This window comes from Nocardia sp. NPDC003183 (assembly GCF_053590715.1).
On sequence record NZ_JBSFTG010000003.1, the window covers coordinates 24,616 to 48,332 of the forward strand.

Genomic DNA, 23,717 nt, shown 5'->3' on the forward strand with positions numbered 1-23,717 from the left:
CCCTTCGAATCAGGCCCTATTCCCGTCATCGGAACTGGTCAGCCTGGTCGGCGGGCGTCTGAGGTGTCGTCGGCGAGGCTGTTTTCGAGAAAACTGTCGAGGGGCCGGCGAGGGGTGCGCGGTGGCGGTTCCGTGCGCGCACAGCCGATTCGCACCAGCACCTGTGGGTAACGCTGTCCGACAAGTTCGGCCACCTTGGCTCTGGCCGATGGAATTTCCACGACGTGGGAGATGGCGCAGGTCGAGAGGCCCTGCGCCGTGCACTCGAGCAGCACGGCCGAGAGCACACGTCCACAGTCGAGCAGGTCGGTCGCCGCATCTCCGGTGGTGGACAGCACCGCGACCATCGCCTCATCATTGCCGTCTCCGGCCGGACCCGCTGTCCCGGCCGGGAATTCGCGCCCGATCGGTATGCGGGATCGGTCGAGGGTGGTCGGCAGTACGGCGGCGGGCAGGCCGGCTCGGCCCGCGTCGGGGCCCGCGGTCCACCAGCTCAGCTCTGCTTGGTACTTGGGGTCGTAGCGACGGAATCCGGCGGTCATCGCCGAGATCTGGTGCAGTGCGGCCGACGCGGCCGGGTCGAGAAAGGTTGTGGTCGTGCCGGATCGGCCGGCGATGAACTCCAGAATCTGGGACGTGGTCTGCCAACCCGACGGCTCCGACATCGGCATCCGGTCGCTATAGCGCCGTTCGATCGCCTCGCCGAGTAGTTGTTCCGGTTCGGTGGGGTCGTGCGGGCACACGGGTTCGAGCGAGGCGAGGTGGCTACGGACGGCCGGGTCAGGGAACGTGGTCACCCGGGTCTGCCACCCCGCCGCACCCCACGCGACTTCGGCGTGATTCAGCATCACCCCGGCCCCGAGCACGCCTTCGCGGTTGAACATGTCGGTCGCGGGGAGCAGCCGCTCGGGGTCGACGGACAGCGCCGCGGTGGTGCCGTCCCACCGCCAGCGCCACGGTTGACTGTTGTGCAGCGACGGCGCGCGCGAGGCGTGGCCGAAAACGGTACGGACAGTGTCGATGTCAGGGCTGGAGCTGCTGGTCATCGGATACCTCGTCCTCTCCGATCATCAGGTCCTCGATCCGTCGCCGTGGCGTTTCGGGAGGGAGGTCGGCGCTGTCCGGCGCCCATCCGACGCGCAGGAACGCCTGCGGATAGATGGTGTCGGACAGCAGGTCGTTGCGGATCTCCGCGCGCTCGGCGGCGACCTCGAGCGGTTCGGTGAGCAGGCAGGTGGCGAGTCCGATTCCGGTCGCCGTCAGCAACACGCTGCTGATCGCCTCCCCCGCGCGCAACCGCGACAACCGATCGTCGGCACCCGTCCCGATCACCAGCAACTCGGCGTGATCGGGTCCGCCTGCCGGATCGGTGAATTCGGCGGCGGCGTACGCCCGGGGCGGGAAGTCATCGGCAGGCCCGCCGGGCGGCACATTGCGGGCGGGGACGCCGTCGGCGCTGCTGTGCCTGCCCGACCACATCGCGAGTTCGAACCGATAGGACTCGTCGGCGGCGTGAATTCTGTCCGCCTGCCGGGCAGCGGCCTTCACCCGTTCCCGGTCGCCGATCCGGCGTACCACCGCACCCAGGACTGCGGCCCGCTCGGTGAACAAACCGAGGTAGCCGGGCGGGACCGGCCACGAGGTGTAACGGCGCCGATCGGTCCGCCGGACGGTGATGGCCTTGCTCAGCTCGATGTCGAGCGCGGTGGGCCGGTGCGGTACCAGGGTCAAGGTCGCCAGGTGATCCGGTGCGGCGGGGTCGGGGATCCGGCGGATCACCGGCGCCCAGCCCATCGCCGTCAGCGCCACCGACAGGTGATGCAGGGCCGCACCGCAACTGATCACGATGTCGCGGTAGTCGGGATCGGTCGCGGGCAGCGCGCGGCCGGTGTCGAGATAGAGGTGGATGCTGTGGTCGGCGACGCGCCAGCGCCAGGGCTGCACATTGTGCACGGACGGGGCGCGCCCGGACAGCACCAGCGCCGCCTTCACGGTGTCGTCGTCAGGCAGTCCGCGTTCCATGGGTGTCCGTCCTTCGTCGAAACGATCCGTCCTCCCCACGATCGCAGCAGCGCGAGGCACGGATAAGGGCACGACGACCCCGTTCGGAAGGACTTCAGGTCACCCGTCGGCCTGCCATGTAGCACTTCCTGGGCGTGGCCGGGGCGAGCAGGCTGAGAAGGAGCCGTACCCCCACAGGAAAGGTTCGATCATCATGTTCGATCTGCATGGGCGCAGCGTCGTCGTCACCGGTGCGGCGCGCGGCATCGGCGCGGCCGTCGCGCACACTCTCGTCAAGTCCGGCGCCGGGGTCGTCGTCGCCGACATACTCGACCGGGACGGCAGCTCCACCGCGGCCGAACTCGGCTCACGGGCGGTGTTCCGCCATCTCGACGTCACCGACGAGAACCAGTGGCGGCGCGTGCTCGACGACGCCGAAGCGACGTTCGGGCCGTTGGCGGTGCTGGTGAACAACGCGGGCATTCTCGACTTCGGCGGTGTGGAGTCGGAATCACCGGCACAGTTCCGCCACGTCCTCGACGTGAACCTCGCTGGCGCCTGGCTCGGTATGCACCGGGCCGCACTCGTGCTGCCCGCCTGACCGGCGCACCCGGTTTTCCCGGTCGACTTCAGCACACGCACCGGCGTGGACACCGCGGGCGCACGCGCCGAGTCCGTAGCGTCGGCCTGCGATCAGCCCACCAGCCAGAAAGGCCGACCATGACTCAGTACAGCGAGAACCCGCACCTGATGTCGTCCGCCGCGGTGGTCGTCGGAATCGACGGATCGGACGGATCCGCCGCCGCCGTGCGCTGGGCAGCCCGCACTGCCGCCGCCCGCGAACGCGCGCTGCACATCGTGCACTGCACCGCGCCGATCGCCGACCGCACCCCGCGCAGCGCCTACGACGCGTTCATCTACGCCACGATGCAAGACATCCGGCTCGCCGCCGAACGCGTACTGACCGAGGCTCGCGAGCAGGCGCACGCCATCGCCCCGGCGATCACCGTCACCACCGAGCTCGCCAACGGCAATCCGGCCCGGACGCTCATCGCGGCGTCGGCGCACGCGCATCTGGTCGTCCTCGGGGTCGCGCCGTGGGCGGGCTCGATCGCCCACCTGGGGTCGACGCTGCTCGCGGTGACTTCCCACGCGCAGGGCGCGGTCGTCATCGTGCGCGGCCCCGACCCGGACAGCCGGACCGGACCGGTTGTGGTCGGTGTCGACGGCAGTCATGTCGGCGAGCCCGCCATCGGCGCCGCGTTCGCCGAAGCGTCGCTGCGCGGAGCCGAACTGGTCGCCGTGCACGGCTGGAGTGATCTCTCGGGCGGCGAATTCGGTGGTGCCAGTTACCTATCGGTGCCGATCGCCGACTTCGAGACCGCCGAAGCGGCACTGCTGGCCGAACGGCTCGCCGGTTGGACCGAGCGATTCCCCGATGTCGTCGTGCGCCGTGAGGTCGAGGTGTACGGACCGCGCGAACGGCTGGCCGAATGGTCGCGAACCGCGCAGCTCCTGGTCGTCGGCAGCCGAGGGCGGGGCGGGTTCCGTGGTCTGCTGCTCGGTTCGACCAGCAACTGGCTGGTGCAGCACGCCGAGTGCCCCGTCATGGTCGTGCACCACGACAGACCCGGGCGATGAGGGCATTAGGTCCCCATCGAACGGGCGCAAAGACCGTCTCGGCAAATACCTGGCAAGGACGAGACTTGCTGGTATGAGCGATGAACGAGCCACCGCAGTCCCCGACCATCCCATGATCCGAGCGGCGATCCGCCTCGGGTGCCGCGCACCGTCGGTCCACAACACCCAGCCGTGGCGGTGGGTGTTCGACGGCACCCGGCTGCACCTGTTCCGTGACCACGACCGTCAGCTCACCGCCGCCGATCCGCATGCGCGCCAAGCGGTGATCAGCTGCGGTGCGGCACTGCACCACGTGCGGACCGCGTTCGCCGCGAAGGGCTGGCGCACCGACACCCTGCGGCTGCCCGACCCGACCCGGCCGGAGCTGCTGGCAACCCTCGAGTTCAAGCCGTGGCCGGACCCGCCGATGGGCGTCTTCCGCCGCGCCGACGCGATCACCCGCCGCTACACCGACCGGCTGCCGATGGCCGAACCCATCGGGTGGGGATCGGTCCGGCTGGCCCTCGACGATCTGGTCTCGCCGCACGAGGTCACCCTCGATGTCCTCGACGAGGACGCCCGCGAGCGCCTGTCGGTAGCCTCCGAGCAGTCCGCGGCCCTGCGCCGCTACGACATGGATTATCAGGGCGAACTCCACTGGTGGTCGGGTCATCCCAGCACACCGGAGGGGGTGCCGCCCTCGGCGCTGGTCTCGGCCTCCGAGCAGGCCAGAGTGGGTGTCGCCCGGGCCTTTCCGAAGCCGGGCCCCTCGGCCAGACGCGGCGAACTGCGCGATCACGCCCGCCTGGTCGTGCTGACAGCGACGGAGGAGACACCGCCGACGTGGCTGCACACCGGGGAGGCGCTGTCGGCGGTGCTGCTCGAATGCACCGCGTCGGGGATGTCGAGCTGCGCGCTCACCCACATCACCGAGCTCACCGCGGGACGGCGGCTACTGAGCAGCCTGATCGGCCATCCCGGCATTCCGCAGGTCGTCATACGGATCGGGACCGCTCCCGACGACCAGCAACCACCGCCCACTCCGCGGAGGTCACTCGCCGAGATTCTCACGGTGCAATGACCAGACCACGACGACACAGGCGAAAGCGGCCACCGGATTCCGGTGGCCGCCTTAGTATTTCGCCGAGCCGTTCGCTGGTCACAGCCTGCTGCGGACCACGATCGTCGGGATCTCCACCGAATGCAGGAGCGCGTTGCTCGTCGACCCGAGCAGCATGCTGGAGAAGCCACCTCGACCGTGGCTGCCGACCACCAGCAACTGCGCCGAAGCCGACTCGTCGAGCAGCGAGCGCACCGGCCGGTTCGCGACCACGATGCGGCGGACCGGCACGTCGGGATACTGCTCTGCGTAACCCGCCAGCGCTTCGGCGAGATCGGCCTCAGCCGACTGCCTGCCCATTTCCCACCCGAACGCGGGCAGATCCAGCGCGCTGGAATCGCTGAACGCGTGCAACGCGACCAGCTCCACCTTGCGCCGCGACGCCTCGTCGAAGGCGAGTTCCACCGCGGGCACACTGTTGGCGCTGCCGTCGACGCCGACCAGTACCGGCTGCGCCGCCGACACCGGATCGATCCCGGCCATGCCGTGGATCACCGCCACCGGGCAATGCGCGTGCTGGGCCACGGCGCGGCTGACCGAGCCGAGCAGACCGCGCTGAAACGCGCCGAGCCCGCGACTGCCGACCACCAGGATCTGCGCCGAGGTGGAGCGCTCGATCAGCAGCGGCGCGGCCAGCTCGAAACTCACCTCGGTGGTGATCGCGAGGTCCTCGTCGGGCACCGCGGCGCGGGCGACGCGCTCGGCCTCCCCGACGACCCGCTCGGCGTCGACGCGCAACCACTCCAGGTCCGCCTCACCCAGTGACATCCCGGGCCCGAACCCGGTCTGGACCGCGCCCGAGGTGAGAATGTGCAGTGGCAGGTGGTGCAGGGCGGCTTCGGCCGCCGCCCACGCGGCGGCCTGATACGAGCTCGCGGAACCGTCGACCGCCGCCAGCACCGACCTGGTCCGGTGTTCGGCTTGGTGCTCGTCGCTCATCATCGCTCCTCTCGTCATCGCGATCGCGTGACGATCGCGCTCTCGACATCGAGCATCGTCGGGTCCGGCCCGCCGTATCAGGGGACAAGGTCATCGCGCGACCGGGCCGATCGGCCCCGGATCGGATCGGAACGCCGCCACCGCGGTTGCCAGCGTGGGGAACAGCCGATCGGGACCGATGCGTTCGGTGAGCCCGCTCGCATCGAGCTCCTCGCGTAGATCCTGTTTGACCCGCGCCATCGCGAAGACGATCCCGCGCGAGACCAGCTCGGCACGCACCTGTTCGACCGCGTCGAGCGCGGTGAGATCTACTTCGACATTGGCCTCGGCGCTGAGTACGAACCAGCGGACCGGTTCCCCGCTTCGCTCGCGCCACCACCCGACGGCGGCGAGCGCCCGCTTGCGGAAATCCTCGGCGTTGGCGAAGCACAGTGGCGCGTCGTAGCGGTAGACCACCAGTCCCGCAACGGGTTTCGCGTCGGGGTAGTCGTCCACGTCGTGCATGCCCGCGAGACCGGGAACGAATCCGAGCACCGCGTCGTGCGCGCGGGCGAGGCGGCGTAGCAGGTCGAACACCGACAGGGCGATCGCGACCAGAACGCCGTAGAGCACACCGAGCACCAGCACGGCGAGCACGGTTCCCAGCGCGAGCACCAGTTCGCTGCGCCGGAAGCGGGCGATCCGGCGGAACTCGGCCACATCGATCAGCCGAAGCGCCGCGTAGACGACCAGCGCGCCCAGCGCGGCATAGGGGAATCCGGCCAGCACGCCGCCCGCGCCGAACAGTACGACCAGCACCGAGGCGAGAGTCACGAGCGCGTAGAGCTGCGTGCGCGCACCGAGCAGGTCGGCGATGGTGGTGCGGCTCCCGCTGCAGCTCACCGGAAATCCGTTGGTCAGCGCGGTGGCCACATTCGTCGCCCCCAGGGCCGCCAGCTCGGTATCGGCCTGCACATGGGTGCCGTGGCGCGCCGCGAACGCCCGCCCGGTCAGTGCGTTGTCGGAGAAGGCGACCACCGCGATGCCGACGGCGGGCAGCAGCAACGCGGACACCTCATCGACACCGACACCCGGAAACGCCGGCGTCGGCAGGCCGGCGGGAACCGCGCCGATCACGCTGATCCCGAGCCGCTGCGGCGAGATCACCGCCACCGCGACGGTCGCGGCCAGTACCGCGATCAGCGGGCCCGGTGCGCGCGGTGCCCATTTCGCCATCACCAGGAGCAGTACCAGCACCGAACCCGCCACCGCGGCGGTCGCGGGATGCCACTGGTCGATTTCGGCGACGAACGAGCGCAATTGCGCGGTGACCGACGTCCCGGTGACCGGCACACCCGTGACCTGCCCCAGCTGGCCGACGATCATCAGCCCGGCGGTCCCCGCCAGATACCCGACCAGCACCGGATACGAGAGCAGATCCGCGAGCACCCCGAGTCGCACCAGTGCTCCCAGCAGGCACACCAGCCCGACCAGCAGCGCCAGCGCCGCGGCGAGCGCCGCATACCGTTCCGGGTCGCCCGCGGCCAGCGGTGCCAAGGTCACCGCGGTGAGGAGTGCGGTCGTCGACTCGGGTCCGACCGACAGTTGTCGTGAAGTCGCCAGCAGCGCGTACACCGCCAGCGGGGCGACCGCCGCCCACAGCCCCACCACCGGCGGCAGTCCGGCGACCGTGGCATAGGCCATGACCTGCGGGATCAGGTACGCGGCGACCGTCACGCCCGCGACCACGTCCGAACGCAGCCACGCCCGTCGATAACCCTGGAATTGCCGAAGACCCGGCAGCACACGTGTCCACACCGTCCCAGCATTGTGCGCCGAACCCGGTGCCGAGACAGCTGAACGTCACCGGATCGGGACCCGGGTCCTTGTTCCGCGTGACCTTCGGCCCTGCCGGTGACCGGCCCGAACGCGCGAGGCTTTACCCATGTCCACCTACCTGCGACGATTCGACCCCCGTCGGTCCGTCCTGTGCCTGATCACCGGCTTCCTGGCCACGTGGGCGTTCGCAGGGGCGCTCGCCCTGATCACCGGGGCGCTGACGCTCGGACCGACAGCCGAGGACCGGTTGCCGTGGCAGAGCCCGATCCTGGCCGGGGTGCTGCTGGCACTCGTGGTCGGTCTGCCGATGACGGTCGTCACCCTCGATGCCGCCCGCGAGGACAAGCGCACCGCGCAGACAGCGATGATCGCTGCCTGCGCGCTGATCGGCTGGATCCTGTTGCAGCTGTTGATCTTGCGGGAATTCAGCTGGCTGCAGCCGCTGTGTGTGGTCCTGGCCATCACGATCGCCACCCTCGGCGCCCCACCGCTCACCCACCGCTCCGCGATTCGACGCTGAACCGAGCCGACGACGATGCGCGAAGATGGGAGACAACAGCCCGACCGAGGCGAGAGCGAGTCAGCGATGATCACGGTGTTCCTGGTCGACGACCACGAGATCGTCCGGCGCGGCGTGGGCGACCTGATCGCCCTCGAACCCGATCTCGAGGTGATCGGCGAGGCCGGATCCTGCTCGCAAGCCCTCGCCCGCATCCCGGCACTGCGCCCCGACGTGGTCGTGCTCGACGTCCGATTACCCGACGGCAACGGCATCGAACTGTGCCGTGAACTGCTCTCGACCGAACCCGAGCTGCGCTGCCTGATCCTGACCTCGTTCACCGACGAACAGGCCATGCTCGACGCCATTCTGGCCGGTGCGAGCGGCTACGTCGTCAAGGACATCAGAAGCCTGGAACTGATCAGCGCCGTGCGCGAGGTCGGCGAAGGCAAGTCCTTGCTCGACAATCGGGCCGCGGCCGCCCTGATGGCCAAGCTGCGCTCGGAAGCGGAGGAGAAGACCGGCCCGCTGGCGACCCTGACCGAACAGGAACGCACGCTGCTGTCGCTGCTGGGCGAGGGTCTGACGAACCGGCAGATCGCCGCGCGCATGTTCCTCGCCGAGAAAACCGTCAAGAATTATGTGTCCCGATTGCTGACCAAACTGGGTGTCGAGCGCCGGACCCAGGCCGCGGTCATGGCGGCCGACCTGAATCGGGAACAGCGCAGGTAACAGCCGTCGCCACCCACCCCCGGCGTGGAAGAATGCGCCCTATGGACAACACGTCAGGGGCCAGTGGCCGGGCGCCGGTGACCGAGACCCTGTCCCAGCTGCGGTTGCGTGAACTGCTCGCCGAAGTCCAGGACCGGATCGCCCAGATCGTCGATGTGCGCGACCGGATGGACCGGCTGATGGAAGCCATGCTCGTGATCACCGCGGGGCTCGACCTGGACAACACCCTGCGCACCATCGTGCACACCACGATCGAACTCGTCGACGCCGGCTACGGCGCACTGGGCGTGCGGGAAACCGAGAAGAACAGCAATCAGCTCGCCGAGTTCGTCTACGAGGGCATCGACGATCGCACCCGGGTGCTGATCGGCGACCTGCCCCGCGGGCACGGCGTCCTCGGTCTGCTCATCGCCGACCCGAAACCCATTCGGCTGTCCAACCTTTCCGACCACCCGTCCTCGGTCGGCTTCCCCGCCAACCACCCACCTATGCGAACCTTCCTCGGCGTGCCGGTGAAGGTGCGCGACGAGGTGTTCGGCAATCTGTATCTGACCGAGAAGGCGGGCGGTCAAGAATTCACCGAAGACGATGAGGTGGTGGTGCAGGCGCTCGCCGCCGCCGCGGGCATCGCGATCGAGAACGCCCGGCTCTACGAACAATCGCGCGTCCGCCAGCAGTGGCTCGAAGCAATCCGCGATGTGGCGACCGAACTACTGGCGGGCAGCCCGTCCGCCGACGTGCTCGGCCTGGTCGCCGAACGCGGACGCGCCCTCACCGATTCGGCCTGCACATTTCTCGCGCTGCCCGAAGACCCGGATGTTCCCCCCGACGAGATCACCGAACTGGTCGTGGTCGCCGCCGCCGGGATCGATGCCGGCAGCCTGATCGGCAAGCACATCCCACTCGAGGATTCGCACTCGGCCGAGGCGTTCCGGTCCGGGCGCACCGTCGCCGCCGCCTCCCCCACCCAGACCCCGATCTTCGACTCGGTCGACGATTTCGGGCCGGTCCTCACCTTGCCCCTGCGTGCGAACGGCTCGGTCACCGGCGTCCTGACCTCGGTGTTTCCCGCCGGTGCGGCGCAGCTCAGCGCGATCGACCAGGCGCTGATGACTACCTACGCCGACCAGGCCGCGGTCGCGTTGCAGCTGGCCGACACCCAGCGTCGGATGCGCGAACTCGACGTCTATGCCGACCGCGACCGCATCGCCCGCGGCCTGCACGACCACGTCATCCAGCGCCTCTTCGCGGTCGGCCTGTCACTGCAGGGCACGATGCAGCGAGCCAGGTCGACCGAGGTGCGCGGGCGTCTCGACGAGACCATCGACGACATTCAGGCGATCGTGCAGGACATCCGCTTCTCGATCTTCGACCTGCAGAGCAACACCACCACCGACTCCTCGACCTATCGCAAACGCCTGCACGACATCATCACCGATATGACCGACGAGATCGGCCTGCGCACCACGGTCCGGCTGGCCGGGCCGGTCACCGTGCTCGAGCCACCGCTGTCCGATCATGTCGAAGCCGTCCTGCGCGAGGCGGTGAGCAATGTCGTGCGGCACGCGAAGGCGAGCACGGTGGCGGTGGAGCTCACCGTGCGCGACGAGGTGTCGATCGAGGTCACCGATGACGGGACCGGCATCGACCCCGAGATCGGGCGCCGCAGTGGCCTGGCCAATCTGGCGGCCCGCGCCGCGGAGATGGGCGGGACCTTCACCATCACACCGAGGCCCCAGGGTGGAACCACCATGCGCTGGACGGCACCGCTGGACTGATTTCTACGCGTGCACGTCCGCCATCACCCGGGCATCACGCAGTGATCGCCAGTAGGCCGACGGCAAGTCCGCCGAGCATTGCTCGGTCCGGTCGATTTCGCGCTGCAACAGCAACCCGTAGGTGAATGTCGGTTCGTCGGCGTTCTCGGCTTCCCTGGCGATCTGGATCAGGTGCTGTTTGGCCACCACCGCGTCCTGGTGCTCGCCGAGCAGATCTTGTATCGCGGTCATGCCCCCGCACGCCTGCGCGGTGCGCGCCGGCGCGAGATTGCGCACGCTCTCGAGGTAGTAGCGGGTGCGCCGAATCGCTTTGCGCAATGCGTGGATCGCCGCGTCGCGGGCGTCTTCCTCCCCCGCCGAGTCGACCGCACGCATGCGCGACCTGACCCGATCGAGCAACGCGCCGAGCACCACGGTGTTGTCGACATCGTCGATCCCCGCGACAACGCCGCCGCACAGCAATCGTTCCTCGGCCATCAGGTCCTCGATCATCGCGGGAAACCGGGCCGATCCGAGCAGGTCACAGGCGGCCATCCAGGCGAGTCTGGTTCGTTCCCCGAAGTACTCGCTGATCCTGGCGCGCACCGGTCCGCGGACATAGCGCGGACGCAGCACATCAACGGCGGCGTGCAATCGCGCCGACTGTGTCCGCAGCTCGTGGGCCGCGCCGACGCTGATACCGAACCAGCGCAGTTCCTCGATCAGTCTGCGCACCTCCGGCTCGGCATGAACGGTTCGCCGGTGTGCGCTCAGGACGCTACGGGCCCGCCGCGCCGCGATCACCATGGCGGGGACCGAATCCGGATCGTCGTGCGCCTCGACCGTGATCTGACCATCCAGGATCGTCTCGCGCTGAGTGTGCAGGTAGCCGGCCAGCAACGTGCTCACCGACGCGGGCTCGCGGACATCGACGGTGAGAGGGCTCTCGGTCTTCATCGCAAACCTGCCTTGCTGAGTGGGTGAACGGTTCTGTCTCCACCCTGCTCGCAACACCGTCACCCGCCCAGGGTCGTTCGCCCCCGCAGGTCCCCGATCGGGGTGTTCTCGCCGACGACCTAGTGCCTCTCCGCACGGGACATCTGACCCTGCTGCGCTGCGAAAGCCCGGCTCACAGTGGAGGAAACAGAAAGGCCCACATCATGTTCACTCCTGGACACCCGAACCAGCCGGTTGTCGTCGGCGTCGACGGATCGCAGCAGTCCCGCATCGCCCTGCGCTGGGCTGCCGAGTACGCCGCGCGGCACCGCGCCCCGCTGCAGCTCGTCTACGCCATCGATGTCCCGGTCGACTACGGGCCGGGCCTCGTCGGGCCACTCTACGATGCGGAACAGCTACGCACCCACGGCGAATCCATCGTCGCCGCGGCTGCGGCAACGGCCGCGAAGGTCCCCCTCATCGCCCAGACCGTCATCTCCACTGCCGCGGTGTCCGGTTCCCCGGTTTCCGTGCTGCGCGAGCGCAGCAGATCGGCGCGGCTGGTGGTCGTCGGGAGCCGTGGGCTCGGCGCAGTGCGTCGCACCCTGCTCGGCTCGGTCAGCACATCACTCGCCTGCCACGCCGAATGCCCCGTCGCGGTGATTCCGGAAACGGTAGCCGACACCGGCGCGGTGGTGGTCGGTGTCGACGGTTCGCCCTGCAGCGCCGACGCGATCGCGATCGCGTTCGATGAGGCCGCACAACGCGGTGCGGGTTTGGTGGCAGTCCATACCTGGTCGGAGTTCTACCGCTACGAAGCGCGCACGACCATGCAGACCGAGGCCGAAGCGGTGCTGTCGGAATGCCTGGCCGGCTACGCCGAGAAGTACCCCGAGGTGTCGGTCGAGCGCGTCGTCGCAGAGGAGCTGCCCGCCGAAGCGATCCTCACCGCCTCCGCAGCCGCACAACTCGTCGTCGTCGGCAGCCACGGCCGTCGCGGATTCGCCGGCATGACTCTGGGCTCGGTCTCCCAGGCGGTACTGCACAGCGCCGAATGCCCGCTCATCATCGCCAGGCCCAACACCTGCAATTGAACAACGTGCGCTGCTCGACGCGGAATCCGTTACCTGGCACCATCCTCGGCGACCACATAGCAGTAGGTCGTTTCGCCGGGCAGGGCCAGCGGTCTTCAGGCCCTCCGATCCGGTCAACCCCCAGCGCTCGGGATCAACTCCGGGCATCAAGCAACCACGGACATGGGGCGAGGAGGGCGGCAGTGGACCAGCAAGACGTACTCCGCCCGCGCCGCAGAACCTCGCCCTCGCACGGCGGGTAGGCGAACGCAACTGGGATGTCGATATCAGGGCGTGGACTCCGACGTTCAGGTAAGGATGGGTCATCCGGGCGCATCCGCGATCGCGAAGGAGTCGTGATGAAATACGTGATCCTGATTCACTCCAATCCGCAGCCCTGGGGACATCCGACGGGTGACTACCTGCCCGAGTACCAGACGATGTCGCAGGAGCAGCGGGGTCAAATGAACTCCGATTTCGAGAAGCTGCTCGGCGAGATGCAGGAGAAGGGCGAGTTGCTGACGGGCGAAGCCCTCGGGGCGCCCGAATCATCGCGGCTGTATCGGTGGGGTGACAGCAAACCGCTGGTAACCGATGGGCCGTATTCGGAGGCCAAAGAGCACCTGGCGGGGTTCTTCCTTATAGATGTGGAAGACCGCACCCGCGCCGAGGAGATCGCTGCGCAATTCGCCGGCCCTGGCGAAACCGTCGAACTGCGTCCGACGATGTGGCCGGGCGGCGACGACCAGTGAGTGACCCGGTGGTGGAGGACGTGTGGCGGCACGAGTCGCCGCACGTCCTCGCTGCCCTGCTGCGCAGGCATGGTGACTTCGCAGACTGCGAGGACGCCGCCCAGGAAGCAGCCGAGGCGGCGGCGGTGCAGTGGTGTCGCGACGGGGTGCCTGCCAATCCACGCGGCTGGCTCATCACCGTGGCGTCGCGGCGATTGATCGATCGGTTGCGGGCCGACCGCGCACGGGCTGGGCGCGAAGAGGCGGTGGCCGGCGCACAGCCCGGCGGCGCGTACATCGCGCCGTCGGCGGATCAGGCGACTGCCGGCGACTGCGACGACATGCTGCAGATGTTCGTTCTGTGCTGTCACCCGAGTCTCAGCCGCTCCTCGCAGGTTGCGTTGACTCTGCACGCCGTCGGTGGACTGGGAACCCGCGAGATCGCTGCCGCTTACCTGGTTCCGTACCGGACCATGACGCAACGTCTCACCCGGGCTCGGTCGATCCTGAGGTCGGCCGGTGCTGTGTTCGAGCTCCCGAGCGAACAGGACTTGCCCTCGCGCGTCACGTCGGTACTCGATGTGTGCCACCTGCTGTTCACCGAGGGTCACACCCGTTCTGCCGGTGGCGCACTGGTGGATTGGAGTCTGACCGGTGAAGCAATCCGGCTGACCCGTCAATTGCATTGTGCGATACCGGATCACGACGAGGTTGCGGGCGCTCTGGCGCTGATGCTGCTCACCCACTCGCGAGCGGAGACCCGCACCGAGAACGGCAACCTGATCCCGTTGGCGGAACAGAATCGTTCCCGGTGGGACCGGGACCTGATTGCGGAAGGTGTCGCAATCCTGGAGCGGGTCCTGCCCCGCGGCCACGTCGGCCGGTTCCAGTTGCAGGCGGCGATCGCTGCCGTGCACGCGGAGTCGCCCACGTGGGAGAGCACGGACTGGCGGCAGATCAGCATCCTTTACGACATGCTCGACCGAGTGGGACCCAGCCCGGTGGTGACGCTCAACCGGGCCATCGCCATCAGCATGGTTTTTGGCCCGAAGCAGGGATTGGACCTGATCGCTCCCCTGCTCGACAACCCGTCGATGCGGCGTCATCACCGAACCCACGCGGTACGCGCACACCTCCTGGAAATGATCGGCGACCGGACCGGCGCCGTCGAAAGCTATCGGAGGGCCGCTCAACTCGCCACCAGCGTCCCTGAACAGCGGTACCTCAACGATCGGATGCGTCGCCTCGCCGGCCGAGAATGACGCGGGTTGAGGTGATGGAGTCGAAACGTGTATTGGGCCGGACAGGGGTGCCCACACACGCGGTATCGACGGATCCGCTACTTCTTCCGAGGAAGGAGTGCGTCATGCGCAGCGCAGTTCAGCCGCTTCGGCGGCCCGGAGGTTCTCGAGATCGTCGACCTGCCCGATCCCTCCCTGGACCGGAGACATACGGGGTTCCGGCAGTAACAGCTCGCCGGCAGTGCGAGCAGGCTCGGCGCCGAGTGTCGCCGGATCGAAGTGGGCGGCGAACTCCGAGAATCTTTGGCGTTGGTCAGCGCCGAGATCGAGCCACAGGTTCCCGACCTGGTCGCTGCGCTCGATCGGCGCAAGTGCGCGTAGTAGCCCTTGTCGTATTCCTCCACGATGCGCAGCATGTCCACCGCCTCACCGAGAGCGACGAAGCGAGCCGTGGTCGTGCACCGCCACCGACTCGCGGCGCCCGGATGCTCGACTCCTGCGGCTTCACCGTAGCCGAAATCGCCACCAGCGCAGCCATTCTCAGCCGATACTGTTGGTGCGACAGGTTCCACGTAGCCGGGCGGGAGTGGCTCGCCGACGGGGACCGAACGGGGGTGCAGAGGCATGCTGCTGCTGGTCAACAACCGGCGCCGGGATCTGTCCGGTGCCGCGCTGCGTTTCGCCAACTGGGTCCAGGCCAGCCCGAACCAGCCCGGTGTCGCGATACTCAACGTCGAGGTCCCCGGCCGCGGCCGCCGCCCCCGTCAGGTCGACGCTCTGGTCTGGACACCGCAACGTTGTATCGCCACCGAGATCAAGGGCTTTCGCCGACGCCAGGACGGAGTGCTGGTGGTGCCACCGAACGGGCCGTGGCTCATGGACGACGGTCGTGTCGCAGACCTGTACGGCAACGACACCGGCCGCAACCCGGCCGAGCAGGCCCGCGCAGCGAGCCTGGCCACCAAGAACTGGATCACCGAGGTGACCGGCGAACAGTGTCTCGTCTTTGGGATGGCACTGGTGATGTTGCTTCCGAGGCAGCAGGTTCCGCGCCTGGACTGCGCTCACACCCCACCGATGATCGACATCGTGATCGAGGACTACGACGTATGGCGCTACTACCTACACCTGGACCACGCCGAACCAGCCCGCTGGGACAGCGACCAGGTCGCGCGCGTGCTGACCAGACTCGGCCTGGGCCCGCTGTTCCAGAACAACCCGACCATCCTTGCCGACGCGCTCGGCGAACCGATCCGCACGCGCGCGTAACCGGACGTTGGGCCGACTGCGGTCCGCTGTGGTCGGCCCCGGTAGTTCGGTGGGCTGCAGTTCGAGAGCGTTTCCTCGAGCGTGACAGGCGAGACCCGTCCATGTCAGCGCACGGCGAACACCGTCGACGCGTACGCGAGACCGATGCCCAGCAGCAGTACTATCGGGTTGATCCACGTTCGCCACCAAGTCGGCACAGCGACGGTGGCCAGCAGGTACTGAGCGACAGTGTCGGCGGCGGGGGCGCAATCCGAGCCCGCACCCATGGCGTGGCATGGACTCGTCGATGTTCAGGCGTGCGCTGGGGCCGCCCAGATCGGTCTTCACCCAGCCCGGCGCTATGAGCAGCAACGTGCGCGGGTCGTCGCCGTGCCGCGCGGCGAAGCTGAGCATCAGCTGCGAGGGGCTCGAGCCGAACGGGCTCTTCGCGGTACTTGTGCTGCGGCGGTTCGCCGACCGCACCCTGCCGGTACCACCCCGAATCGCGGAGCCGCGGTGAGGCTTTCGGCGACCGGCCTTCCGGTCGCCAGCGGTGACATCTCGACGATCGCGCCCCGGCAGCTGCGTCGCCCGCTCGGATCGGGGTATTCCACGGAGTGAAGGGCGGTGACGCCGGGTCGCTGTGCACCGTGGCATCACGATCGTCGGTCCGCTCATCGGGTCGACTCGCACGCGGCCGGCGGGCGGGCGGCACCACACGTATACCGGTGTAACCGGATTCGGAGACTGTCATGATTGTTTTCCTCGGCCTGGTCCTGCTCATCGCCGCGGTGGTGATCGGCACGGCGGGCGTGCTGAGCAACAGCGGACCCGCCCACACGCTCAGCGACGACTTCAGCCTGCTCGGCTACCACATCACCGCAACGTCGGGCACGTTGTTCCTGTGCGCGGTCGTGCTCGGAGCCCTCGGCATGCTCGGCCTGGTCCTGCTCACCGCCGGCGCGCACCGTTCGTCGCAGCGCCTGCGTCAGACCAAGGCCGATCTTCGGCTCGCCCGTCGCACCGGCACGAGCGGGCGGACCTTCCGTCCTTCGGCCGAACCGAAGGAGAAGGGGACCGTGCTCGCGAAGACACCGCGTAGTGCGAGCGCACGCCGCACCTGGCGACATCCCTTCGGTGACCGCTCCGCCGACGCCGTGACACACTGACCCGACCACAGCACGGCGTCGCAGAGGTCGAGCGGGCGTGGACCGATCGAGCCTACGGGTTCCGAGCCTGGCTCGGGCCCCACCACCGAAGTCAACAGCGTCGAGGTCAACGCCGCCGAACAGTGTCCAGAACAGCGGACCGAGACCGCAGGAGTGAACGTGTTGCGCAGTCCAGAAAGACAGACCTATCTACCCGCCGCTGCCGAGTAGAGCTTCTCGACCGCCGGCGTAGACGAAGCTGCGGGCGAATCGGCTCAGCACTACCATTTGTTGACGTGCAGTACCGTGTCGAGCGGGGCGCGTTTGGCGAGCTTGAAGTCGGTGCCCTTCGTGTAGGCAACAGGCAAGAGCACGCCCTGCCGAATACTCGGGGGAACTCCCAGCGCCTCGGCGACCTCTCGTTCGTACTCCAGATGCAGTGAGGTCCACGCAGACCCGAGGCCGCGCTCACGCAGTGCGAGCGCGAAGCTCCAGGCGGCGGGGAGCAGCGAACCCCACAGACCGGCCTGGTTCCCCTCCGGCATCTGCCCACCCGGAACGTGGATCGCACCGATCACCAGCACCGGTACCTGCTCCATCACCTCCGCCAGATAGGTCGCACTCGAAGCCACCTTCTCCGCGGTATCGGCGTCCTTCGGCGGCTTCGCCTGCCGCACGGCCGCGCCCGCCGCAGCGTAGGCGGTGTAGGACTTGCGGTAGTACTCGGCCACGATCTTCTTGGGCTCGGGATCGGTCAGCACGATCCAATGCCAGCCTTGCAGGTTACTGCCCGACGGCGCCTGGAGCGCTACCTCCAATGCGTCGGTGACCACCTCCAGCGGCACCGGCCGATCCAGGTCGAGACGTTTGCGCACCGACCGGGTCGTGGTCAGTACCTCGTCCGCGGACAGGTCGAGATGCGGGAACTCGACAGTCATACGTTCTCCCATCTTGCGCTCGGTATCAGGATCGCCCCGTCATATAGTCGACGGTGCGCGTATCAAAGTATGCGAAGATCCCTTCACGGGCATCGCCATCCCCCAGCACACCACGAAATCGCTGTTCACCGATGCGATCAGCTCCGCAGGCCAGATCTTGCCCAAGCCTCGATCCGGCGCACCGCACCTCCCGCCCGTCACACCACGCTCAACTCGGCAAGTGCGGACGTTCCACCGATGCAGGCTTTCGAGATCATGTCGTGCCGTTGATCTTTCGTCACGACCTCAGGCCGCGCGGGTCTGGGCATCAGGAGGCATCCGGTCGTGAGTCGATCGCGGCACACTCATCGCTTGACCGAGCTGCTGGTTCAGTCGAGTGTTACCAGTACGCATTCGTCCAGGTCGGCGGCAAGTCGGTACAACTCGGCATACTGGGCCAGCTGATCGAGAAGGTAGTCGCGATCCCACGGTCCTTTATAGACACCGGATGCTTCCATCGCTTCAGCGTCGAACAGATGTGAAGCAGTCTCCAGATTGTTCTCCACATAGTCAGCTATGGTTCGCGCAGTAGCCGGACGCACAAACCGAAGCGGATTCCCTTGCCCCGCAGTCGCACCCGAAGCGAGGGGCTCCGCCCCGAACACTGCGATCTCGGCCAACCCGACTGGATTGCGTTCTTCCTGCTTCCGGCGGTTGGGCGCAAGCAACCAGTACGCCGCGTCCCACGCCCGCGTGGAGAAAGTCCGGTTGAGAATGTCGGGCCGCTGCCTCACGATCTGACGAGCGACCGGGGCCAGCTCCGCCCAGATCGGGTCATTCCAGTACTGCGAATCGGCACCATCGCTGGTAGCCAAGCTGCCGAAAAACTGGATCGCGTTCTCGGCGGCCTCACGATCACGCATCGCGCGTTCGAGCAGCGGTTCGTAAGGAACTGCTTGGTACCGAGCATCGAGGGCCATCCCCAGACCATAGGACTCAGCTCGAGCAGGCCCTAGCCGACATTACATAGTCGGCATGGGCGCGCGTTCAGTGTGGAACGGGCCCGCGGATCGTCCGACGGGCCCGCCTGGTCGATGTCAGACGCAGTGCGCGGGCGGGGCCGGGCTCCAGCTGCCGATGCAGCCCGCCGCGATGTACGCGAGTAGATCGATTACGGCCGAGCCGGTCTGCAGGACGACCGGTTCGGCTGCGGCGGTGTGGCTGATGGTGGGCTGCGTCGGTGTTTCGGGCACGGCGACGGCGAGTCCGGTGGAGGCGGCGCCGAACGCGGCGACCGCGATGGCAAGGGCAGCAAAGCGTTTCACGAGCATGCGAGCGAGCCTAGTGTGAAACACAAGTATTTAGACATGGATCGAAACCCCCTGATTTCGGGGGGTTGCCCGTGACGCCCACATCATCGCTGATGCCGCCCGCACCATGCCGCACACGTTGCGCCAGGTCGATACCGGCGATGAAACCCCGACCGAGCTCGGTGGTTCTTCTCGTCTGACCTGTGCACTCAGGGCTCCAGCGAAATCGCCCGAACTCGAAGGCATCTAGCAATCGGCGGCGCCCGTCGAGGACACCCGCTCTGCACGATCGCCCCGGCGATTCAGGCCGACGCCTCGGCGATTTCCTTGCGTGCCCTTTCGGCGACCCCGGTCGGCATCGGCTCGTGCCGCAAATACCCGCGGGCGAACGACCCCGCCCCGTGGGTGAGCGATCGCAGGTCGATGACATACCGGCTCAGTTCGAGTTCGGGAACCTCGGCCCGGATATGGGTGAAGCCGGTATCGGCCTGCTCGGTGCCGAGAATGCGTCCGCGCCGGGTGGACAGGTCGCCGAGGACGGCGCCCAGCTGGTCGTCGGGGACCGTGACCCGCACTGCGGCAACCGGTTCGAGCAGCAGGGTCCCGGACGCGTTCGCCGCGTCACGAAGGGCGAGCGCACCCGAGGTCTGGAAGGCGGCGTCGGAGGAGTCCACCGAGTGCGCTTTCCCGTCCATCAGTGTCACTCGCACATCCACCAGCGGATATCCGGGAGTGACCCCGCGCGCGGCCTGCGCCCGTGCCCCTTTCTCCACCGACCCGATGAACTGGCGCGGCACTACCCCACCGACCACCCGGTCGACGAACTCGAATCCCGCCCCCGCAGGCAGCGGTTCCACCTGGATGCGGCACACCGCGTACTGCCCGTGCCCGCCGGATTGCTTGACCAATTTGCCGTGCCCCTCGGCTTCCGCGGCGAGCGTCTCCCGTAACGCCACCCGATGCGGTTCCACTTCCACTCGCACCCCGAACCGCCCGCGCAACCGTTCCAGAGCGACGTCCCGGTGGGATTCCCCCAGACACCACAGCACCAGCTGATGGGTGTGTTCGTTGTTTTCCAGCCGCAGGGTCGGATCCTCGGCAACGAGCCGGGTCAGACCCTGCGAGAGCTTGTCCTCATCGGCCCTGCCCTGCGCCCGAACAGCCACAGGCAGTAACGGTTCCGGCAGCTGCCACGGCTCGATCAGCAGGGGTTTCCCGGTGCCGGAGAGGGTGTCGCCGGTTTCCGCGTGGCCGAGTTTGCTCACGAATGCGATATCGCCGGCGACGGCCTCGGTCAGTGTCTGCTGTTGCTTCCCCAACGGCGCGGTGACCCCGCCGACCCGGTCGTCGGCATCGTGCTCGGGTCCGCAGACGCGGACGGTGTCCTCGCTGTGCAGCGTGCCGGAGAACACCCGCACCAGCGATACCCGACCCACGTACGGGTCCGACGAGGTCCGGATGACCTCCGCGGCGAGTTCGGCCGCCGGATCGCAGTCCAATGCGATGGGCGCGGTGCCGTCGCCGCGCGGCGCGGCCGACAGCGGGTGTTCGATCGGTGTCGGGAACCCTGCCGTGATCAGTTCCAGCAGTTCGAGCACGCCCAAGCCCTGCTCCGCTTCCTCAGCTGCCGGTGCCGCGAACAGCACCGGATGGAAGCTTCCGCGCGCCACGGCTCGTTCCAGGTCGCCGATCAGGGTGTCGACTTCTACGGGTTCGCCGTCGAGGTAGAGGTCCATGAGCGTTTCGTCTTCGCTCTCGGCGATGATCGCCTCGATCAACCGATCGCGGGCCGGGTCGATCACCGCGAGTTGTTCCGCGGAAGGTTCGGTGCGCACCCGTTTCCCGCTGCGATAGTCGGCAGCACGTCGCTCGAGCAGTTCCAGCAGTCCGATCGCGGGCCGGTGCCCATCGGGAGTCTTCTGCCCGTAGACCGGCAGGTGCAGGGGAAGGACTGTGTCGCTCGCTCCCCCGCTCAGCAGTGCCTGACAGGTCTGCACCAGTTCCGCGTACTCCGCCCGCGCCGTGTCCAGATGTGTCATCACGATCGCCCGCGGCATCCCCACCCGCGCGCATTCGGCCCACAGTTCCCGCGTAGGCCCCGCTACACCCTGCACTCCGTCGGCCGCCGACACCAGGAAGAGGGCCGCGTCCGCCGCCCGCAACCCGGCCCGAAGTTCGCCGACAAAATCCGGGCATCCCGGAGTATCGATCAGATTGACCTTCACCTCGCCCCACGTCACCGGGACCACCGACACCTGCACAGATCTGTGCTGTCGCCGTTCGACCTCGTCGTAGTCCGACAGTGATGTTCCGTCCTCCACGCGGCCTGCGCGGTTCACCGTCCCGGTCGCCAACGCCAGCGCCTCCACCAGCGTCGTCTTGCCCGCACCACTGCTGCCGACCAACGCTACGTTCCGGATGCTCTCCGGTCGCTGCGCCGCGTTTGTCCGGTCCACCATGTCGCTGCTCCCTCGGGTCGGGATCCGGCTCCTTCGAGCTTCCCACCGCAGGTAGGGACACGTCCACGATTTCCGGGATCGATGCTGCAGCGCTCGATTCAGCGTGTGCTGACGCAGCCCACGTAGCGGCGCTGGTCGTGAACGACACCGCGACAGCCCGCCGTGCCGACGTTGATGTCTGCGGTGTCGTGCCGGATCGCGAGCACCCGGACTCGGCCGGGCACGTCGACGCCGTGGCGCCTCATTGTCGCCGCTGAAACCGTCCGCACCACAATCGAAACCGGGCAGGACACCGCTTTCTACACCGGCAAGGTCGCGGTGGCCTCGTTCTTCACCACCTCCGTACTCCCCCACCTCACCGCCGACTTGGCAGTGGTCTCGGGCACGGACCTGCCGATTCGCGGCTGTGTTGCATGCGTCGCGATTCGAGGTCTACACACGGCTGGAAAGCGACCCGCGGCCCGTCCGCACCGTATCCGCCTGCTGCGCGTTTCCACGTCCGGCGCGCCCGTCACTTCTGGTTGAGCTCGGCGCGCTCCGGCAGTCCGGCCGCCCACAGCGCCGCGGCGATCAGCGCGGGCTGACCGAACAAGCGGAGCAGGCGTTTGGTGTCCGTGTCGAGGCCGAACGCGGTGGTGCCCTCGACGTATTGGCGATATTGCCCGGGAAGATCACGATAAAGAACGCGGCGAGTGCGATCCCGGTTATTCGCCGCTTGCGTGGCAGGCCCAACAGCGCGAGGCCGAATCCGATCTCGGCCACACCGGAGCCGAGCACCGTGAGGTCGGCGTCGAGGGGGAACCAGTCGGGCACCTGCGCTTGGAAATCACTGCGCGCGAATGTCAGGTGCGAGACGCCGGCAACCGACATGACACCGCCGAGTGCAAGCCGGGTGAAGCGCTGTGAGGGGCGCTCGGACGAAGGGCTGGTGAGTGAGAACATTGGTCCTTCCGATTGGGATCGCGCCTGACGGCCCATCGAGCGCGCCACTTGTGGCCTTTACGACTACCCAGGCGGATCAGTTCAGTGCGCCGTTGTAGTCCGGGAACTTGAAGGTGCGCTCGGCATGCCCGCCGGACAGGTCCGAGGGGCTGTTGCCGAAATTGGCGACGATCGTGTAGCCCTTGCTCTCGATGTCGGCCCGGCTCGCGGTCTTGTACTCGGCCAAGCCGGAATTGCCCGCCGACAGTGTGGTCGGCGCGCTGCCGTACAGCGCGTCGACCGGGTAGCCGACCGAGGTCAGGTTCGCCTGCGAGTAAGCGTTGACCAGGGCAGGCCTGCCGGTGACGAAGATGATCGCGGCGCCGTTCTGTTTCGCCCAGGTCGCCAGGCCGAGCACCGGCTGGATCGCCGGGATGATCAGGCCGGTGTTATAGGAGGTTTCCAGCGTCGTGTTGTCGATGTCGAAGACGATCGCGGGCCGTATCGCGCCGGGCAACCGACCGGCAAGGTAGGTCTTCGCCTCGGCCACGACGGGGGTGATCTCGCCGATCCACTGCGCGTACGGCGGCAATTCGGACTGATTGCCCGACAACGAGGACGAACCGCCGCCGGACAAAGACGACGAACCGGTGTCGGCGTCCGCGGCGGGCAATGGTGCTAGGAGCGCGGCCGCGACACCGACGACGAGCGATGCAGTAACACGTTTCATCTCTCGCACGCTAACAGCGGACTGAACCACGCAGCTTCGAAGTCTCGCGCAGTGGGACTGCTACGCGGGCGCGCCCGCTTGGTCGGCCTCGACGCGCACAAGGCTGGTCGGCACGTCGCGCTGAGATCATGCTTCCCGCCACCACCCGGAGCATCGTGGTCGTGCTGAGCAGAACGTGATCGTCACGCGGCGGAACTTACGTCGGCGGCCGGTAGGTAACGTCCCTGGCTATCGCTTCGTCGATCTGCTCGGGGCTGAGCAGACCCACTGTGTGCGACACGGCGGCACCAGCGGCCGCAGTTCGAATCGCGAGCGCTGCGGCTGAGACATCGTCCGGGACATCACCGATGACGAACAAGTCGTCCTCGCCGAACGCGAAATAACAAGCTTCCACCCGACCACCCACGCTCTCCACCATCTCCGTGATGGCCGCACGGCGCGCACTACCGCCCTGTGCCAATAGACCTTGTGCCCCCTCTTGGAGATAGCTGACTCGCCACAAGTACTTGGGCATACC

The 23,717-nt window shown here is 67.8% G+C and carries 24 protein-coding genes and 1 pseudogene; 12 read left to right on the plus strand and 13 right to left on the minus strand.

Annotated elements, in window-relative coordinates:
* Positions 1–38 precede the first annotated feature (38 nt).
* Entirely contained in the window at positions 39–1,046 is a 1,008-nt protein-coding gene (locus ACWDXS_RS11930; protein ID WP_449964865.1) for an Acg family FMN-binding oxidoreductase, read from the minus strand.
* Positions 1,024–2,022, minus strand: a complete 999-nt coding sequence (locus tag ACWDXS_RS11935) for an Acg family FMN-binding oxidoreductase (RefSeq protein WP_449964869.1) — start codon at positions 2,020–2,022, stop codon at positions 1,024–1,026. The genes ACWDXS_RS11930 and ACWDXS_RS11935 overlap by 23 nt, the downstream gene beginning before the upstream one ends.
* 193 nt (positions 2,023–2,215) lie before the next feature.
* Between ACWDXS_RS11935 and ACWDXS_RS11940 the strand changes: the two genes are divergently transcribed.
* The 3 genes from ACWDXS_RS11940 to ACWDXS_RS11950 all read left to right on the plus strand — a co-directional run bounded on the left by ACWDXS_RS11940 (position 2,216) and on the right by ACWDXS_RS11950 (position 4,702).
* Positions 2,216–2,602: an SDR family NAD(P)-dependent oxidoreductase gene (locus tag ACWDXS_RS11940; RefSeq protein ID WP_449964872.1), complete on the plus strand. Its 387-nt coding sequence runs from the start codon at positions 2,216–2,218 to the stop codon at positions 2,600–2,602.
* 119 nt (positions 2,603–2,721) lie between these two features.
* Positions 2,722–3,642 carry a universal stress protein gene (locus ACWDXS_RS11945; protein ID WP_449964875.1) on the plus strand — a complete coding sequence of 307 codons (921 nt, stop codon included), beginning with the start codon at positions 2,722–2,724 and terminating at the stop codon, positions 3,640–3,642.
* 73 nt (positions 3,643–3,715) lie between these two features.
* Positions 3,716–4,702, plus strand: a complete 987-nt coding sequence (locus tag ACWDXS_RS11950; RefSeq protein WP_449964878.1) for an Acg family FMN-binding oxidoreductase — start codon at positions 3,716–3,718, stop codon at positions 4,700–4,702.
* A gap of 78 nt (positions 4,703–4,780) precedes the next feature.
* Here ACWDXS_RS11950 and ACWDXS_RS11955 read toward each other — a convergent pair whose 3' ends face one another.
* On the minus strand, positions 4,781–5,680 hold the full coding sequence (locus ACWDXS_RS11955) for a universal stress protein (RefSeq protein ID WP_387443812.1): 900 nt from the start codon (positions 5,678–5,680) through the stop codon (positions 4,781–4,783).
* A 90-nt stretch (positions 5,681–5,770) separates the two neighbouring features.
* Positions 5,771–7,477 carry a SulP family inorganic anion transporter gene (locus tag ACWDXS_RS11960; protein WP_449964881.1) on the minus strand — a complete coding sequence of 569 codons (1,707 nt, stop codon included), beginning with the start codon at positions 7,475–7,477 and terminating at the stop codon, positions 5,771–5,773.
* 127 nt (positions 7,478–7,604) lie between these two features.
* Here ACWDXS_RS11960 and ACWDXS_RS11965 point away from each other — a divergent pair, with 127 nt between their 5' ends.
* The 3 genes from ACWDXS_RS11965 to ACWDXS_RS11975 all read left to right on the plus strand — a co-directional run bounded on the left by ACWDXS_RS11965 (position 7,605) and on the right by ACWDXS_RS11975 (position 10,507).
* Complete coding sequence (locus tag ACWDXS_RS11965) at positions 7,605–8,018, plus strand: hypothetical protein (RefSeq protein WP_449964884.1); 414 nt, start codon at positions 7,605–7,607, stop codon at positions 8,016–8,018.
* A 66-nt stretch (positions 8,019–8,084) separates the two neighbouring features.
* Positions 8,085–8,729, plus strand: a complete 645-nt coding sequence (locus tag ACWDXS_RS11970) for a response regulator (protein ID WP_378987241.1) — start codon at positions 8,085–8,087, stop codon at positions 8,727–8,729.
* Positions 8,730–8,770: 41 nt separating this feature from the next.
* Positions 8,771–10,507, plus strand: coding sequence for a sensor histidine kinase (locus ACWDXS_RS11975; RefSeq protein WP_449964888.1), 1,737 nt, complete (start codon positions 8,771–8,773; stop codon positions 10,505–10,507).
* A 3-nt stretch (positions 10,508–10,510) separates the two neighbouring features.
* Here ACWDXS_RS11975 and ACWDXS_RS11980 read toward each other — a convergent pair whose 3' ends face one another.
* Entirely contained in the window at positions 10,511–11,443 is a 933-nt protein-coding gene (locus ACWDXS_RS11980) for a CHAD domain-containing protein (RefSeq protein WP_449964891.1), read from the minus strand.
* A gap of 203 nt (positions 11,444–11,646) precedes the next feature.
* On the opposite strand from ACWDXS_RS11980, the gene ACWDXS_RS11985 reads away from it, so the two are divergent.
* From ACWDXS_RS11985 to ACWDXS_RS12000, 4 genes are all read left to right on the plus strand, one after another.
* Positions 11,647–12,516: a universal stress protein gene (locus ACWDXS_RS11985; protein WP_449964894.1), complete on the plus strand. Its 870-nt coding sequence runs from the start codon at positions 11,647–11,649 to the stop codon at positions 12,514–12,516.
* Positions 12,517–12,854: 338 nt separating this feature from the next.
* Positions 12,855–13,247, plus strand: a complete 393-nt coding sequence (locus tag ACWDXS_RS11990; RefSeq protein ID WP_449964897.1) for a YciI family protein — start codon at positions 12,855–12,857, stop codon at positions 13,245–13,247.
* Positions 13,244–14,488 (plus strand): RNA polymerase sigma factor, encoded by a 1,245-nt coding sequence (locus ACWDXS_RS11995; protein WP_449964900.1) that lies wholly within the window; start codon positions 13,244–13,246, stop codon positions 14,486–14,488. The genes ACWDXS_RS11990 and ACWDXS_RS11995 overlap by 4 nt, the downstream gene beginning before the upstream one ends.
* A 603-nt stretch (positions 14,489–15,091) precedes the next feature.
* The gene (locus tag ACWDXS_RS12000) at positions 15,092–15,736 is read left to right on the plus strand and encodes an NERD domain-containing protein (RefSeq protein ID WP_449964903.1); all 645 of its coding nucleotides are present in this window, start codon (positions 15,092–15,094) and stop codon (positions 15,734–15,736) included.
* A 104-nt stretch (positions 15,737–15,840) separates the two neighbouring features.
* On the opposite strand, the gene ACWDXS_RS12005 is transcribed toward ACWDXS_RS12000, so the two are convergent.
* Positions 15,841–16,002 (minus strand): hypothetical protein, encoded by a 162-nt coding sequence (locus ACWDXS_RS12005; protein WP_449964906.1) that lies wholly within the window; start codon positions 16,000–16,002, stop codon positions 15,841–15,843.
* 465 nt (positions 16,003–16,467) lie between these two features.
* On the opposite strand from ACWDXS_RS12005, the gene ACWDXS_RS12010 reads away from it, so the two are divergent.
* On the plus strand, positions 16,468–16,884 hold the full coding sequence (locus tag ACWDXS_RS12010) for a hypothetical protein (protein ID WP_378987268.1): 417 nt from the start codon (positions 16,468–16,470) through the stop codon (positions 16,882–16,884).
* A 260-nt stretch (positions 16,885–17,144) separates the two neighbouring features.
* Here the strand turns inward: ACWDXS_RS12010 and ACWDXS_RS12015 are convergent, their stop codons facing one another.
* From ACWDXS_RS12015 to ACWDXS_RS12030, 4 genes are all read right to left on the minus strand, one after another.
* Positions 17,145–17,801 (minus strand): nitroreductase family protein, encoded by a 657-nt coding sequence (locus tag ACWDXS_RS12015; RefSeq protein WP_056817616.1) that lies wholly within the window; start codon positions 17,799–17,801, stop codon positions 17,145–17,147.
* 368 nt (positions 17,802–18,169) lie between these two features.
* Positions 18,170–18,760: a DUF1877 family protein gene (locus ACWDXS_RS12020; RefSeq protein WP_449964910.1), complete on the minus strand. Its 591-nt coding sequence runs from the start codon at positions 18,758–18,760 to the stop codon at positions 18,170–18,172.
* Positions 18,761–18,877: 117 nt separating this feature from the next.
* Positions 18,878–19,111, minus strand: a complete 234-nt coding sequence (locus ACWDXS_RS12025; protein WP_449964913.1) for a hypothetical protein — start codon at positions 19,109–19,111, stop codon at positions 18,878–18,880.
* Between the two features lie 281 nt (positions 19,112–19,392).
* Positions 19,393–21,549: an elongation factor G-like protein EF-G2 gene (locus tag ACWDXS_RS12030; protein WP_449964915.1), complete on the minus strand. Its 2,157-nt coding sequence runs from the start codon at positions 21,547–21,549 to the stop codon at positions 19,393–19,395.
* A gap of 162 nt (positions 21,550–21,711) precedes the next feature.
* On the opposite strand from ACWDXS_RS12030, the gene ACWDXS_RS12035 reads away from it, so the two are divergent.
* On the plus strand, positions 21,712–22,074 hold the full coding sequence (locus ACWDXS_RS12035) for an acyl-CoA dehydrogenase C-terminal domain-containing protein (protein ID WP_449964918.1): 363 nt from the start codon (positions 21,712–21,714) through the stop codon (positions 22,072–22,074).
* Here ACWDXS_RS12035 and ACWDXS_RS12040 read toward each other — a convergent pair.
* From ACWDXS_RS12040 to ACWDXS_RS12050, 3 genes and pseudogenes are all read right to left on the minus strand, one after another.
* Positions 22,061–22,491, minus strand: a pseudogene (locus tag ACWDXS_RS12040) (DoxX family protein). The gene ACWDXS_RS12035 and the pseudogene ACWDXS_RS12040 sit on opposite strands and share 14 nt — an antisense overlap.
* A 76-nt stretch (positions 22,492–22,567) precedes the next feature.
* Positions 22,568–23,200 carry an HAD family acid phosphatase gene (locus ACWDXS_RS12045; protein ID WP_378987280.1) on the minus strand — a complete coding sequence of 211 codons (633 nt, stop codon included), beginning with the start codon at positions 23,198–23,200 and terminating at the stop codon, positions 22,568–22,570.
* Positions 23,201–23,396: 196 nt separating this feature from the next.
* The gene (locus ACWDXS_RS12050) at positions 23,397–23,714 is read right to left on the minus strand and encodes a GYD domain-containing protein (protein WP_378627985.1); all 318 of its coding nucleotides are present in this window, start codon (positions 23,712–23,714) and stop codon (positions 23,397–23,399) included.
* Between the last annotated feature and the right edge of the window lie 3 nt (positions 23,715–23,717).

Coding starts and splice junctions, on each gene's coding strand:
- ACWDXS_RS11930 (WP_449964865.1), bottom strand. CDS start 1,046: ATGACCAGCAGCTCCAGCCCTGACATCGACACTGTCCGTACCGTTTTC.
- ACWDXS_RS11935 (WP_449964869.1), bottom strand. CDS start 2,022: ATGGAACGCGGACTGCCTGACGACGACACCGTGAAGGCGGCGCTGGTG.
- ACWDXS_RS11940 (WP_449964872.1), top strand. CDS start 2,216: ATGTTCGATCTGCATGGGCGCAGCGTCGTCGTCACCGGTGCGGCGCGC.
- ACWDXS_RS11945 (WP_449964875.1), top strand. CDS start 2,722: ATGACTCAGTACAGCGAGAACCCGCACCTGATGTCGTCCGCCGCGGTG.
- ACWDXS_RS11950 (WP_449964878.1), top strand. CDS start 3,716: ATGAGCGATGAACGAGCCACCGCAGTCCCCGACCATCCCATGATCCGA.
- ACWDXS_RS11955 (WP_387443812.1), bottom strand. CDS start 5,680: ATGAGCGACGAGCACCAAGCCGAACACCGGACCAGGTCGGTGCTGGCG.
- ACWDXS_RS11965 (WP_449964884.1), top strand. CDS start 7,605: ATGTCCACCTACCTGCGACGATTCGACCCCCGTCGGTCCGTCCTGTGC.
- ACWDXS_RS11970 (WP_378987241.1), top strand. CDS start 8,085: ATGATCACGGTGTTCCTGGTCGACGACCACGAGATCGTCCGGCGCGGC.
- ACWDXS_RS11975 (WP_449964888.1), top strand. CDS start 8,771: ATGGACAACACGTCAGGGGCCAGTGGCCGGGCGCCGGTGACCGAGACC.
- ACWDXS_RS11980 (WP_449964891.1), bottom strand. CDS start 11,443: ATGAAGACCGAGAGCCCTCTCACCGTCGATGTCCGCGAGCCCGCGTCG.
- ACWDXS_RS11985 (WP_449964894.1), top strand. CDS start 11,647: ATGTTCACTCCTGGACACCCGAACCAGCCGGTTGTCGTCGGCGTCGAC.
- ACWDXS_RS11990 (WP_449964897.1), top strand. CDS start 12,855: ATGAAATACGTGATCCTGATTCACTCCAATCCGCAGCCCTGGGGACAT.
- ACWDXS_RS12000 (WP_449964903.1), top strand. CDS start 15,092: ATGCTGCTGCTGGTCAACAACCGGCGCCGGGATCTGTCCGGTGCCGCG.
- ACWDXS_RS12005 (WP_449964906.1), bottom strand. CDS start 16,002: ATGGGTGCGGGCTCGGATTGCGCCCCCGCCGCCGACACTGTCGCTCAG.
- ACWDXS_RS12010 (WP_378987268.1), top strand. CDS start 16,468: ATGATTGTTTTCCTCGGCCTGGTCCTGCTCATCGCCGCGGTGGTGATC.
- ACWDXS_RS12015 (WP_056817616.1), bottom strand. CDS start 17,801: ATGACTGTCGAGTTCCCGCATCTCGACCTGTCCGCGGACGAGGTACTG.
- ACWDXS_RS12020 (WP_449964910.1), bottom strand. CDS start 18,760: ATGGCCCTCGATGCTCGGTACCAAGCAGTTCCTTACGAACCGCTGCTC.
- ACWDXS_RS12025 (WP_449964913.1), bottom strand. CDS start 19,111: ATGCTCGTGAAACGCTTTGCTGCCCTTGCCATCGCGGTCGCCGCGTTC.
- ACWDXS_RS12030 (WP_449964915.1), bottom strand. CDS start 21,549: ATGGTGGACCGGACAAACGCGGCGCAGCGACCGGAGAGCATCCGGAAC.
- ACWDXS_RS12045 (WP_378987280.1), bottom strand. CDS start 23,200: ATGAAACGTGTTACTGCATCGCTCGTCGTCGGTGTCGCGGCCGCGCTC.
- ACWDXS_RS12050 (WP_378627985.1), bottom strand. CDS start 23,714: ATGCCCAAGTACTTGTGGCGAGTCAGCTATCTCCAAGAGGGGGCACAA.